The 11,622-nt window shown below is 67.1% G+C and carries 14 protein-coding genes; 9 read left to right on the forward strand and 5 right to left on the reverse strand.

Going from position 1 to position 11,622, the window contains the following annotated elements:
- Positions 1-1,520: histidine kinase famiy protein (locus QR78_RS24375; protein ID WP_048430184.1), on the forward strand; the 1,520-nt coding region annotated here is incomplete at its 5' end.
- A 95-nt stretch (positions 1,521-1,615) separates the two neighbouring features.
- Here the strand turns inward: QR78_RS24375 and QR78_RS24380 are convergent.
- A complete protein-coding gene (locus tag QR78_RS24380; protein WP_048430185.1) occupies positions 1,616-2,830 on the reverse strand; it encodes an NADP-dependent isocitrate dehydrogenase in 1,215 nt (404 codons plus the stop codon).
- A 290-nt stretch (positions 2,831-3,120) separates the two neighbouring features.
- Between QR78_RS24380 and QR78_RS24385 the strand changes: the two genes are divergently transcribed.
- The gene (locus QR78_RS24385) at positions 3,121-3,864 is read left to right on the forward strand and encodes an RNA methyltransferase (RefSeq protein ID WP_048430186.1); all 744 of its coding nucleotides are present in this window, start codon (positions 3,121-3,123) and stop codon (positions 3,862-3,864) included.
- A gap of 23 nt (positions 3,865-3,887) precedes the next feature.
- Here QR78_RS24385 and QR78_RS24390 read toward each other — a convergent pair whose 3' ends face one another.
- Positions 3,888-4,901 carry an NADP-dependent oxidoreductase gene (locus QR78_RS24390; protein ID WP_048430187.1) on the reverse strand — a complete coding sequence of 338 codons (1,014 nt, stop codon included), beginning with the start codon at positions 4,899-4,901 and terminating at the stop codon, positions 3,888-3,890.
- Between the two features lie 186 nt (positions 4,902-5,087).
- On the opposite strand from QR78_RS24390, the gene QR78_RS24395 reads away from it, so the two are divergent.
- Positions 5,088-5,507 carry a DUF4174 domain-containing protein gene (locus tag QR78_RS24395; protein ID WP_048430188.1) on the forward strand — a complete coding sequence of 140 codons (420 nt, stop codon included), beginning with the start codon at positions 5,088-5,090 and terminating at the stop codon, positions 5,505-5,507.
- An 85-nt stretch (positions 5,508-5,592) separates the two neighbouring features.
- Here the strand turns inward: QR78_RS24395 and QR78_RS24400 are convergent, their stop codons facing one another.
- On the reverse strand, positions 5,593-6,105 hold the full coding sequence (locus QR78_RS24400; RefSeq protein ID WP_048430189.1) for a hypothetical protein: 513 nt from the start codon (positions 6,103-6,105) through the stop codon (positions 5,593-5,595).
- A gap of 147 nt (positions 6,106-6,252) precedes the next feature.
- Here QR78_RS24400 and QR78_RS24405 point away from each other — a divergent pair, with 147 nt between their 5' ends.
- The 6 genes from QR78_RS24405 (at position 6,253) to QR78_RS34385 (ending at position 10,500) form a co-directional block, all read left to right on the forward strand.
- Positions 6,253-7,029 (forward strand): phosphodiester glycosidase family protein, encoded by a 777-nt coding sequence (locus tag QR78_RS24405; protein WP_082171600.1) that lies wholly within the window; start codon positions 6,253-6,255, stop codon positions 7,027-7,029.
- A 118-nt stretch (positions 7,030-7,147) separates the two neighbouring features.
- Positions 7,148-7,651, forward strand: a complete 504-nt coding sequence (gene coaD, locus QR78_RS24410; protein WP_048430190.1) for a pantetheine-phosphate adenylyltransferase — start codon at positions 7,148-7,150, stop codon at positions 7,649-7,651.
- A 30-nt stretch (positions 7,652-7,681) separates the two neighbouring features.
- Entirely contained in the window at positions 7,682-8,230 is a 549-nt protein-coding gene (locus tag QR78_RS24415; protein ID WP_048430191.1) for a peptidylprolyl isomerase, read from the forward strand.
- Between the two features lie 3 nt (positions 8,231-8,233).
- Positions 8,234-8,698, forward strand: coding sequence for a hypothetical protein (locus QR78_RS24420; protein ID WP_425284130.1), 465 nt, complete (start codon positions 8,234-8,236; stop codon positions 8,696-8,698).
- Positions 8,695-9,150: a peptidylprolyl isomerase gene (locus tag QR78_RS24425; protein ID WP_048430192.1), complete on the forward strand. Its 456-nt coding sequence runs from the start codon at positions 8,695-8,697 to the stop codon at positions 9,148-9,150. The genes QR78_RS24420 and QR78_RS24425 overlap by 4 nt, the downstream gene beginning before the upstream one ends.
- A gap of 237 nt (positions 9,151-9,387) precedes the next feature.
- Entirely contained in the window at positions 9,388-10,500 is a 1,113-nt protein-coding gene (locus tag QR78_RS34385) for an ARV1 family protein (protein WP_125900940.1), read from the forward strand.
- A 14-nt stretch (positions 10,501-10,514) separates the two neighbouring features.
- On the opposite strand, the gene mobA is transcribed toward QR78_RS34385, so the two are convergent.
- Together mobA and QR78_RS24435 are read right to left on the reverse strand one after the other, a co-directional pair.
- Positions 10,515-11,132: a molybdenum cofactor guanylyltransferase MobA gene (mobA, locus tag QR78_RS24430; protein WP_048430193.1), complete on the reverse strand. Its 618-nt coding sequence runs from the start codon at positions 11,130-11,132 to the stop codon at positions 10,515-10,517.
- The coding region (locus tag QR78_RS24435; protein WP_048430194.1) for a P-loop NTPase at positions 11,129-11,622 on the reverse strand (494 nt) is incomplete at its 5' end. The genes QR78_RS24435 and mobA, both read right to left, overlap by 4 nt.

Genomic DNA, 11,622 nt, shown 5'->3' on the forward strand with positions numbered 1-11,622 from the left:
CCGCCGTCGAGATGACGCGGATGCCGATGATCGTGACCGATCCGCGCCAGCCGGACAATCCGATCATCTTCGCCAATCAGGCCTTCCGGGGCATGACCGGCTACACGCCCGAGGAGCTGGTCGGCCGCAATTGCCGCTTCCTGCAAGGGCCGGAGACCGATCGCGAGACGGTGGCGGAGGTGCGCCGCGCCATCGCCGAGCGCAAGGAGATCGCCACCGAGATCCTGAACTACCGCAAGAACGGCTCGACGTTCTGGAACGCGCTGTTCATCTCGCCGGTCTACGATCCGAGCGGCGAGCTGGTCTATTTCTTCGGCTCGCAGCTCGACGTGTCGCGCCGGCGCGACGCCGAGGAGGCCCTGCGCCAGTCGCAGCAGATGGAAGCGCTGGGCCAGCTCACCGGCGGCATCGCGCACGACTTCAACAACCTGCTCCAGGTGGTGGTCGGCTACGTCGACATCCTGCATTCGGGCCTGCAGGACCCGGCGACCGACCCGCGCCGGATGATGCGGGCGGTCGACAACATCCGCAACGCCGCCGAGCGCGCCACCACCCTGACGCAGCAACTCCTCGCCTTCGCCCGCAAGCAGCGCCTCGACGGGCGGTCGGTGAACCTCAACAACCTCGTCGAGGGCATGCGCGACCTCGCCGGCCGCACCCTCGGCGACGAAGTCGCCGTCGAGGCCGAACTGGCGGACGGGCTGTGGAATGCCCGCATCGACCCGACCCAGACCGAGGTCGCGCTGCTCAACATCCTGGTCAATGCCCGCGACGCCCTGCCGGGCCGCGGCACCGTGACGATCCGGACCGAGAACCACGTCTTCGACGCCGACGAGCTGCCCTCCGGCCTGCCCCAGCCCGGGCGCTACGTCTCGGTCTCGGTCTCCGACACCGGCACCGGGATGCCGCCCGAGATCCTGGCCCGGGTGATGGAGCCGTTCTTCACCACCAAGGAGGAGGGCCGCGGCACGGGGCTGGGCCTCGCCATGGTGTACGGGTTCGCCAAGCAGTCCGGCGGCACCGTCGTGATCGAGTCGCGCGCCGGCCACGGCACCACCGTGCGGCTCTACTTCCCGATGAGCGACAGCGACGAGCGCCCGGCGCCCGGTCCGGACACCCGCGGGATGCAGCGCTCGGGCACCGAGACGATCCTGATCGTCGACGACCGCCGCGACGTCGCCGAGCTCGCCCGGGCGATCCTGCGCGATTTCGGCTACACCACCCTGCTCGCCACCGATGGCCGCCAGGCCCTCGAACTCCTCGACGGCGGCGACAAGGTCGATCTCCTGTTCTCGGACCTGATCATGCCCGGCGGCATGAACGGCGTGATGCTCGCCCGCGAGGCGCGCCGCCGCCAGCCCCGCCTCAAGGTGCTGCTCACCACGGGCTACGCCGAGGCCTCGCTGGAGCGCACCGATGCCGGCGGCACCGAGTTCGAGATCATCAACAAGCCCTATCGCCGGATGGAGCTCGCGCGCCGGGTGCGGGCGGTGCTCGACGGGCCGACGGGCGTGACCTGAACCCATGAAAAAACCCGCCCGGGGCCGGACGGCCTCGGGCGGGTTGAGCAGGGCACGGGGCCGGACGGCCGGGCGCGGGGCCCGGCCGCCTTGGCTCAGACCGCCATCGCGGTCTTCAGGTTCTCGTCGATCTTGTCGAGGAAGCCGGTGGTCGAGAGCCACTTCTGGTCGGGGCCGACCAGCAGCGCGAGGTCCTTGGTCATGAAGCCGGCCTCGACGGTGTCGACGCAGACCTTCTCGAGGGTCTCGGCGAACTTGGCGAGATCGGCGTTCGAGTCGAGCTTGGCGCGGTGCGACAGGCCGCGGGTCCAGGCGAAGATCGACGCGATCGAGTTGGTCGAGGTCTCCTTGCCCTTCTGGTGCTCGCGGTAGTGGCGGGTCACCGTGCCGTGGGCGGCCTCGGCCTCGACGGTCTGGCCGTCGGGGGTGAGCAGCACCGAGGTCATCAGGCCGAGCGAGCCGAAGCCCTGCGCCACGGTGTCCGACTGCACGTCGCCGTCGTAGTTCTTGCACGCCCAGACGTAGCCGCCGGACCACTTCAGGGCCGAGGCGACCATGTCGTCGATCAGGCGGTGTTCGTAGGTGATGCCGGCCGACTGGAACCGCGACTTGAACTCGGCCTCGTACACCTCCTCGAAGATGTCCTTGAACCGGCCGTCATAGGCCTTGAGGATGGTGTTCTTGGTCGAGAGGTAGACCGGGAACTTGCGGGCGAGGCCGTAATTCATCGAGGCGCGGGCGAAGTCGCGGATCGACTCGTCGAGGTTGTACATCGACAGGGCGACGCCGGCGCCCGGGAACTTGAACACCTCGCGCTCGATGACGGTGCCGTCCTCGCCCTCGAACTTGACGGTGAGGCGGCCCTTGCCCGGCACCTTGAAGTCGGTGGCGCGGTACTGGTCGCCATAGGCGTGGCGGCCGACCACGATCGGCTGGGTCCAGCCCGGCACCAGCCGCGGCACGTTCTTGCAGATGATCGGCTCGCGGAAGATCACGCCGCCCAGGATGTTGCGGATCGTGCCGTTCGGCGACTTCCACATCTCCTTGAGGTTGAACTCCTTCACCCGGGCCTCGTCCGGGGTGATGGTGGCGCACTTGACGCCGACGCCGTGCTTCTTGATCGCCTCGGCGGCCTCGATCGTCACCTTGTCGTTGGTGGCGTCGCGATGCTCGACCCCAAGGTCGTAGTACTCGAGCGGAACGTCGAGGTAGGGATGGATCAGCTTGTCCTTGATGGACTGCCAGATGATCCGGGTCATCTCGTCGCCGTCGAGCTCGACGACGGGGTTCGCCACCTTGATCTTCGCCATGTCTGATCCAGCCTTCCGTGATCCGGGGGCCGTCCCCATGCCCGCGTTGGCTAAGCGGCCGGCCGTGGGGGGGTCATAGCGCGCTGCACAAACAGGGGGAAGCGCCGGGGCCGAATGGCTTTCGCCGGCTGTCATGAAAAAAACCCCGGCGCGGGGGCACCGGGGCTGCAAGGAGGTCCGCCCTAACAACACGGATCGGGGCCGATGGGTTCCCGAGCCGGCGCAACGCCCCTTCGCGATCCGGGCGGAAGGCCTTATGTGCCGGCAACTCCTCCCGTCCGATCACATCCATGACTGATTCCTCGCCGAACCGCCCCGTCATCATCCTGGTCGAGCCGCAGCTCGCCGAGAATATCGGCATGACCGCCCGCGCGATGGGGAATTTCGGGCTCGACGCCCTGCGGATCGTGAACCCGAAGGGCGGTTGGCCGATGAAGGGCGTGCGCGAGACGGCGTCGAGCGCCACCCACGTCCTCGACGGCACGACCGTCTTTCCCACGGTTCCCGAGGCTCTGGCCGACCTGCACTACGTGCTCGCCACCACGGCCCGGGAGCGGGGCCAGATGAAGCGGGTCTTCGGGCCCGACGAGGGGATGGCGGAGGCGGCCGGGCGGCTCGCCGCGGGAGAAAAGGTCGGCATCCTGTTCGGGCGCGAGCGGGTCGGGCTGTCGAACGACGAGGTCTCGCTGGCGGATGCCATCGTCACCTTCCCGGTCGATCCGGACCACGCCTCGCTCAACCTCGCCCAGAGCGTGCTCCTCATGGGCTACGAGTGGCGGCGGGCGGCCGGACGGGCGGTGCTGCCGTTCGCGGGCGCGATGCGCTCCGGCCCGGCGCCCCGGGAGGCCCTGATCTCGCTGTTCGAAAGCCTGGAATCCGACCTCGACGCCGCCGGCTACTATCCGCCGGCGAAACGCGACGGGATGATCCGCAACATGCGCGACATGTTCCACCGCATGGCGATGACCGAGCAGGACGTGCGCACCTTCCGGGGAGCGCTGCGGGCGCTGGCGCGGCGCCCCCCGGAGGAGTGAAGCCTTACAGCTTCGCGTGAAACTTAAAGTTTCACCACCAGTTTCCCGAAGTTGCGTCCCTTGAGCAGGCCGATGAAGGCCTCCGGCGCGCTCTCCAGTCCCTCGACCACGTCCTCGCGGTAGCGGATCTTGCCCTCGCGCAGCCATTGGCCGACATCCTCGAGGAAGGCCGGGCCCTGGTCGGCGAAGTCGGAGACGATGAAGCCGCGGAAGTTCAGGCGCTTGCTCAGCACCGCGCGCATCAGCGCCGGCACCCGGTCGGGCCCGGGCGGCAATTCGGTCATGTTGTAGTTGGCGACGAGGCCGCAGACCGGGATGCGGGCGAAGTCGTTCAGCAACGGCAGCACCGCGTCGAACACCGCGCCGCCGACATTCTCGAAATACACGTCGATGCCGTCCGGGCAGGCCGCCGCCAAAGCCGCCGGCAGGTCGCCGGAGCGGTGGTCGACGGCCGCGTCGAAGCCGAGATCCTCGGTGAGGTGGCGGCACTTGTCGGGCCCGCCGGCGATGCCGACCGTGCGGGCGCCCTTCAGCTTGGCGATCTGGCCGACGAGCGAGCCGACCGGACCGGTGGCGGCGGCCACCACCACGGTCTCGCCGGGCTTCGGCGCGCCGATGGTGAGGAGCCCGGTATAGGCGGTCATGCCCGGCATCCCGAGCACGCCGAGCGCCGTGGTGACGGGCGCCGCCGAGGGGTCGAGCTTGCGCAGGCCCTGGCCGTTCGACACGGCAAAATCCTGCCAGCCGCCATAGGCCAGCACGGTATCGCCGACCGTAAAGCCCGGATGGTGCGAGGCCACCACCTCCGACACCGTAGCGCCGACCATCACGTCGTTGATCTCGACCGGCTTGGCGTAGGACTTCGCCGCGCTCATCCGGCCGCGCATGTAGGGATCGAGCGAGAGGTAGTGGTTGCGCAGCAGCACCTCGCCGTCATGCGCCACCGGCACCGTGCCGCGCTCGACGCGGAAATGGGCCGGTGTCGGCTCGCCGTGCGGCCGGGACGCCAGGACGATGCGGCGGTTCACGTCGGACATGCGGGGACCTCCCTTCCAGGGGTTCGTCGGGCGCGAGCCGGCCTCTCGGCTCCGCTCGCGCGGGGATCCCGTCGCAACTGGGATGCACGGCCCCGCGCGTCAACGCCGCGCTGGCCGGAGTTTGTCAGAGCCTTACCTGCGAAAGATGCGCCGGCCCTGCCCGGCTTTCCCGCGAAAGGGTCCGGCATGCTCCCGTCCTCGCTCCCCGCCGCGCTCCTTGCCGGCCCCCTTCTGCTCGCGGCCCTCCTGCCGGCCGCGTCCGCCGGGTCGGATCTCGACCGCTACCGCTGGACGTCCCGGGTCCTGGTGATCGCGGCCGCCGCCGACGATCCCCGCGCCGCCGCGCAAGCGCGCATCGCCGAGGCGGCCGCGCCCGGGATGCGCGAGCGCGACCTCGTGGTGGTGCGGGCGATCGGGGAGGGGAGGGAGGCCGCGTCCGTGCGCCGCCGCCTCGGCCTGCCGGCGACGGGATTCCGGGCGGTTCTGGTCGGCAAGGATGGCGGGGCGAAGCTCATTGCCGAGGAGCCGATCCCGGCCGAGCGGCTTTTTTCCACCATCGACGCCATGCCGATGCGGCAGGAGGAGGCGGCGGGGCGCCGGAACTGACCGGCCCGCCGGGCGAGGGACCCGGTACGACAAAGGGCCGCCCTCGCGCGGGCGGCCCTCCGTCGATTCGCGGCCTTTGCGCCGCTCAGTAGCAGCGGGTCACGAGGACGCGGCGATAGCCGTAGGGCGTCCAGCGCACGCGGGGCACCTCGTAGCAGCCGCCGCCATAGCCATAATCGTAGCCGCCGCCGTAATAGCCGACCGGGGCGTAGCCGCCATAGCCGCCGTATCCGTAGCCGCCGTAATAGGGGTAGGCCGTGGCCGCCGCGAGGCCGAGCCCGACGCCGAGCCCGAGGCCCGCCGCGCCCCAGCCATAGCCGCGGCGATAGCCGTAGCCCCCGCGCCAGCCGCCATAGCCGCCGCGCCAGCCGCCGAAACCCACGCCGCGATAGCCGCCGTAACCGCCGCGCCAGCCGCCATAGCCGCCCCGGTAGCCACCGAAGCCGACCCCGCGATAGCCGCCGAAGCCGCCGCGGAAACCACCGCCGCCGAAGCCGCCCCGGAAGCCGCCGCCGCCGAAGCCGCGCGCCTCGGCGGTGGCCGGAACGACGAGCAGCGCACCCGCGAGGGCCGCCGATGCCGCCAACATACCCTTCATGACCCGATGTCCCTTCGAGAGATGATCGTGAACCCCCAGGCACTCAGAACGTCGACGCGCGGTCTCCGGTTCATGCTGCAAAACGTCACGATCGCCCTATACCAGTATTCCGAAAACCGGTCGGGCCGGCGGGGTACGGAGAGACACATGGCGGCAGGATCGACCGGGCGGATCGGGGCGTCGCTGCTGGCGGCGGGCCTCTCCTGGTTCGCGGCCGGTCCTGCCCTGGCGGCGCCCGGCTCCGCCGCCTCCCCGGCGGCGTCCTGCCGGCCGCAGACCCATGAGGGCCAGGCCTATACCGTCTGCACCGTCGACCTGCGGCGCGCCCGGGTGAAGCTCTTCTGGCGCGGGCCCGACGGCCTGCCCTACGGCTCGCTGTCGCGGCTCGCCGGGCAGCAGGGCGACAAGCTCGCCTTCGCGATGAATGCCGGCATGTACGACAACGGCCTCGGCCCCGTCGGCCTCTATGTCGAGGACGGGCGCGAGCTGAAGGCCGCCAACACCGCCAACGGCCCGGGCAACTTCCACATGAAGCCCAACGGGGTCTTCTACGTCGCCGGTGATCGCGCCGGGGTGCTCGAGACCGGGCGCTACCTGAAGGCCCATCCCAAGGCGGAGTTCGCGACCCAGTCCGGCCCGATGCTGGTGATCAACAACCGCATCCATCCCAAGATCTCCGAGGACGGCCCGTCCCAGAAAATCCGCAACGGGGTCGGCGTGCGGCCGGACGGGCACAATGCAGTGTTCGCGATCTCGGAGGCGCCGGTGAGCTTCGGGGCCTTCGCGCGGCTGTTCCGCGACGATCTCGGCTGCCCCAACGCGCTGTTCCTCGACGGCAGCGTGTCGAGCCTCTACGCCCCGTCCCTGGGGCGCCAGGACCTGAGCCGGCCCCTCGGGCCGCTCGTCGGCGCCGTGACCAAGTGAGACCGGACCGAGTGAGACCGGACCAAGTGAGACCGGACCAAGTGAGACCGGACCAAGTGAGACCGGACGAAATGACGGGCGGTTCCGCCGGGCCCGAAAATGCTCTAGGGGGACCACGATGAACCGCACCGCGCTCTATGCCGGCTCCTTCGATCCGGTGACCAACGGCCATCTCGACGTGGTGCGCCAGGCCTGCCGCCTGGTCGGCCGCCTCGTCGTGGCGATCGGCGTGCATCCCGGCAAGACCCCGCTCTTCTCCGCCGAGGAGCGCGCCGACCTGATCCGCGCCACCTGCGGGCCGCTCGCCGCCGAGACCGGCACGGTGCTGGAGGTCGTCAGCTTCGCCGACCTCGCGGTGGCGGCGGCGCGGCGCCACGGTGCCAGCCTGTTCATCCGCGGTTTGCGCGACGGCACCGATCTCGATTACGAGATGCAGCTCGCCGGCATGAACGGCGCCATGGCGCCCGAGGTGCAGACCGTGTTCCTGCCGGCCTCGACCGGCGTGCGGCCGATCACCGCCACCCTGGTCCGCCAGATCGCCGCCATGGGCGGCGACGTGCGGCCCTTCGTGCCCGCGGCGGTGGCCGACCGCCTGAGCGCCCGCTTCGCCCCGTCCGCCTGACGCGGCCGATTTCCACCCCAGGAGACCTCCATGATCCGCTGGCTCGCAGCCCTGGTGCTGTCCGTCGCCGCCCTCGGCATCGCCGCCCCGGCGAGCGCCGCGCCCGACCAGAACACCGTCTATCTCGACACCAAGGACGGCCGGATCACCATCCAGCTGCGTCCCGACCTCGCGCCCAAGCACGTCCAGCAGATCAAGACGCTGACGAAGCGCGGCTTCTACAACGGCATCGTCTTTCACCGCGTCATCGACGGCTTCATGGCCCAGACCGGCGACCCGACCGGCACCGGCATGGGCAAGTCCGACCTGCCGAACATCCCGGCGGAGTTCTCCAAGGCGCCGTTCAAGCGCGGCACCGTCGGCATGGCCCGCTCGCAGGACCCGAACTCGGCCAATTCGCAGTTCTTCATCTGCTTCGGCGACGCCTCGTTCCTCAACAACCAGTACACGGTGGTGGGCGAGGTGACCTCCGGCATGGACGTGGTCGACAAGATCAAGAAGGGCTCGTCGGCCCAGAACGGCACCGTGCAGAACCCGGACAAGATCGTCCGGATGAGCCTGGCGCAGGACGGCCAGTAAGCCTTGCGCGGCGGGTCTTTTCGCGCCGGCCTCGCGCTGGCGGTGTCGATCTCGCCCGCCGCCGCGCAGTTCGACGTGTACGATAACCCCTCGGTGCTCTCGCTGCCGACCACCCTGCGGGCGACCGTGCGGGTGCCGGTGACGACGACCCCCGAGGGGCCCGCCGACACCCTCACGGCGCTCTATCCCCGGCTCGCCGCCTGCTGGCGCCCGCCGGCCGATCTCGAGGCAGCCGCGATCACCGCGCGCTTCGCCTTGCGGCGGGACGGGAGCCTCCAGGGCACCCCGCGGATCACCTTCACGCGCGTTCCGTCCCGGCGGCGGGACGCGCTCGTCGCCGAAACCCTGTCGTCGCTCGCCCGCTGCACCCCGGCGCGGCTGACGGCGGGGCTCGGCGGCGCCGTCGCGGGGCGTCCCATCGCCCTGCGTTTCGTCTACCCTGGTCCGAATCAAGGAGACCGACCATGACCGACAGCAACCGACTCGTGATGGAGACCAGCAAGGGCCGCGTGGTCATCCAGCTGCGCCCCGACCTCGCCCCCAACCACGTCGAGCGGATCACGACCCTCTCGGAGCAGGGCTTCTACGACGGCGTGCCGTTCCACCGCGTCATCGACGGCTTCATGGCCCAGACCGGCGACCCGACCGGCACCGGCACCGGCGGCTCCGAGCTGCCCGACCTGAAGGCCGAGTTCAACGCCGAGCCGCACGTGCGCGGCACCTGCTCGATGGCCCGCACCAACTTCCCGCACTCGGCCAACTCGCAGTTCTTCATCTGCTTTGCTGACGCCCGCTTCCTCGACAAGCAGTACACGGTGTGGGGCAAGGTGGTCGAAGGCATGGATGTGATCGACCAGATCAAGCGCGGCGAGCCGGTGCGCGATCCCGACACCATCAAGTCGATGCGCGTCGAGGCGTAAAGCCTTACTCTTAGCGGCTCGCGATATATTGCGAGCCGCCTCCTGCCTATCTATTATTTATATATTTTGTGTCGTCGATCCGACAAGGCCACTTCGGCAGCTGGCTCACAAAAATCATATTTTCATTGCGAGCAGTGCAAATTGATGATTTTGCTCAGCGGTATCTGGTAACTTATTGCGTCCCTTGTTAAGCAGGGGCGGTGCCATTCCGCACGACTCGCGACGGCAAATTCTGCTATGATCTTACTAGTAAAAATATTTTCTTTTTCAGTAATATTTATTCTTTACTCAACGATCGGAATTATATTAAATGCTATTTACTTAAGTAGATTTATAATTATCGATCCTATCATTCAAGCTACTAAAGTTCTTGCTGGGGCATCGCCAAAAACAGCATCATCTGATAGAGCCCTTCATGAGTCCGTCAGTCGCTGGGGTCTATCAGTCAGGCATGCCTATCATGCTGTATTCAGCAATGCTGCACCATCGAGCGACAAGGTTGCAGGATTTAGCCTCATAACAAATATTGCTGCTGTTGTGGTATTTTTTGGAATTTATTTGTATTGGGCTTATGTTAATGAAGATTTCTATATATCGGAACTCATGAGTTGGAAGTATATCACTTTATATGTATTTATTAATATAATATTTTTCTTTTATCAATTATTATATGTACCAATCGTTGCAATATACTACATATTTGTATTTTTGTTTACGGCCTTACTCACCCCTGCTATATTTGTTGCAACGTTCTCAGATGTTTCGCTAAAAACTGTCTTGTCAAATTTTGGCCTGAGCGCACGGCCAGATTACGATGCAATCTCGTGGGCCGCGCAGCTGCCCTATACAAGCATCTTGTATCTTAATAATTTTTTCTTTGCATCTCCTGGTCTCAGTAGTGGAAATATGGCCAATTTATTTGATGGTGTAAAGAGAATATTATTTAGTGTTTTGTTATATTTAAGCGCATTTCTATTATTTACGAATCATGGGCACGCGATATTACTATCCATATCACAGAAAACGGGAATAAAAGTTCCTGAAAAATTGACACGACCATTCCCTACCCAGAAATCGAGTGGTGAAACTTCACCTAAAGCGCCCACCGCAAACGCAAGAAAAACGTCGGGTGGGCCGCAAGAAGGCATTTCAGATGCTGGATCGGCTAGAGTTGTGGCAACCCAAGATGCATATATTCGCGAAGCCCCAGAAAATACGTCGGTTGCGAGAAGGACGCTACCAACAGGAAAAACCATGAATGCCTTCCAGCAAAAAGGCGAATGGGTACAGGTTGGGGAGAACTCACCTATCGGATGGGTTCACCTCAGCCAAGTCAAAGCTGCAAGATAGCTTGCCGTCATCCGTCAAGATGCAAGCAATTTCTCCGCCGCTGCGAAATCATCCGGCGTATTGAGGTTCAGGAACGGATCCACCGGCTCCGCCTCCCACGCGGCTTCCGCCGCATTGTGCCGGGCGATCCACATGCCCACCCGGCGCAGGCCCCGCTCGACCAGGGCCGCCCGCAGGTCGTGGCGCAAGGACACCGCCCAGAGCCCGTTCACGAAATGCAGCTGCCCGCCCGAGGCCGCGACCGCCATCGCGACGCCGTCGCGGGCCCGCGCCGCGTGGAGCCGGGCGACGAGATCGTGCGGCAGGAACGGCGTGTCGCCGGCGACGCTCGCGACGTAAGGCACGTCCGGGTGGTGCGCGGCGCAGAAGTCGAGGGCGGCGAGCACGCCGGCGAGGGGCCCGGGGGCGTCGGGAAGTGAGTCCGGCACCACGAAGCCGGTGAAGGCGCGAAACCGCGCCGGATCGCCGTTGGCGTTGAGGATCAGCCCGGCGGAGCATTGCGGGCGTATGCGCTCCGCCACCCGTTCGAGCAGGGTTTTCTCGCCGAGCCGCAGCAGCGGCTTGTCGCCGCCGCCCATCCGGCGGGAGAGCCCGCCGGCCAGGATCACCCCGAGGGTCGGGGGCGTGCTCACTCGATCACGATCCGGGGCGCCGGGCGCGGACCGGCGCCGCCGCTGAGCCCGGCCCACAGGCCGGCGGCGATGGTCCGGTAGGCGGCGGCCTGCGGCCCGTCGGGATCGACCGCCACGACCGGCCGGCCGGAATCCGAGGATTCGCGGATCGTCATGGTGAGCGGTACCTCGCCGAGGAACGGCACGCCCAGGGTCTCGGCCTCCTGGCGGGCGCCGCCATGGCCGAAGATGTGCGAGGTGCCGCCGCAATGCGGGCAGACGAAGGTCGCCATGTTCTCGACGACCCCGAGGATCGGCACCTCGACCCGGCGGAACATCGTGACCGCGCGCCGCGCATCGATGAGCGCCAGGTCCTGCGGGGTCGAGACGATCACCGCCCCGGCGAGCGGCGTGGCTTGCGCCAGCGTCAGCTGCGCGTCGCCGGTGCCCGGGGGCATGTCGACGATCAGCACGTCGAGCTCGCCCCAGGCGACCTCGCGCAGGAGCTGGG

It is taken from the genome of Methylobacterium indicum (assembly GCF_001043895.1).
GTDB classification, from domain to species: domain Bacteria; phylum Pseudomonadota; class Alphaproteobacteria; order Rhizobiales; family Beijerinckiaceae; genus Methylobacterium; species Methylobacterium indicum.

What these genes read in the sequence shown, in the direction of transcription:
- QR78_RS34385 (WP_125900940.1), top strand. Translation starts at nt 9,388, where the DNA reads ATGATCTTACTAGTAAAAATATTTTCTTTTTCAGTAATATTTATTCTT.
- QR78_RS24415 (WP_048430191.1), top strand. Translation starts at nt 7,682, where the DNA reads ATGATCCGCTGGCTCGCAGCCCTGGTGCTGTCCGTCGCCGCCCTCGGC.
- QR78_RS24395 (WP_048430188.1), top strand. Translation starts at nt 5,088, where the DNA reads ATGCTCCCGTCCTCGCTCCCCGCCGCGCTCCTTGCCGGCCCCCTTCTG.
- QR78_RS24390 (WP_048430187.1), bottom strand. Translation starts at nt 4,901, where the DNA reads ATGTCCGACGTGAACCGCCGCATCGTCCTGGCGTCCCGGCCGCACGGC.
- QR78_RS24400 (WP_048430189.1), bottom strand. Translation starts at nt 6,105, where the DNA reads ATGAAGGGTATGTTGGCGGCATCGGCGGCCCTCGCGGGTGCGCTGCTC.
- QR78_RS24425 (WP_048430192.1), top strand. Translation starts at nt 8,695, where the DNA reads ATGACCGACAGCAACCGACTCGTGATGGAGACCAGCAAGGGCCGCGTG.
- QR78_RS24380 (WP_048430185.1), bottom strand. Translation starts at nt 2,830, where the DNA reads ATGGCGAAGATCAAGGTGGCGAACCCCGTCGTCGAGCTCGACGGCGAC.
- QR78_RS24385 (WP_048430186.1), top strand. Translation starts at nt 3,121, where the DNA reads ATGACTGATTCCTCGCCGAACCGCCCCGTCATCATCCTGGTCGAGCCG.
- QR78_RS24405 (WP_082171600.1), top strand. Translation starts at nt 6,253, where the DNA reads ATGGCGGCAGGATCGACCGGGCGGATCGGGGCGTCGCTGCTGGCGGCG.
- coaD (WP_048430190.1), top strand. Translation starts at nt 7,148, where the DNA reads ATGAACCGCACCGCGCTCTATGCCGGCTCCTTCGATCCGGTGACCAAC.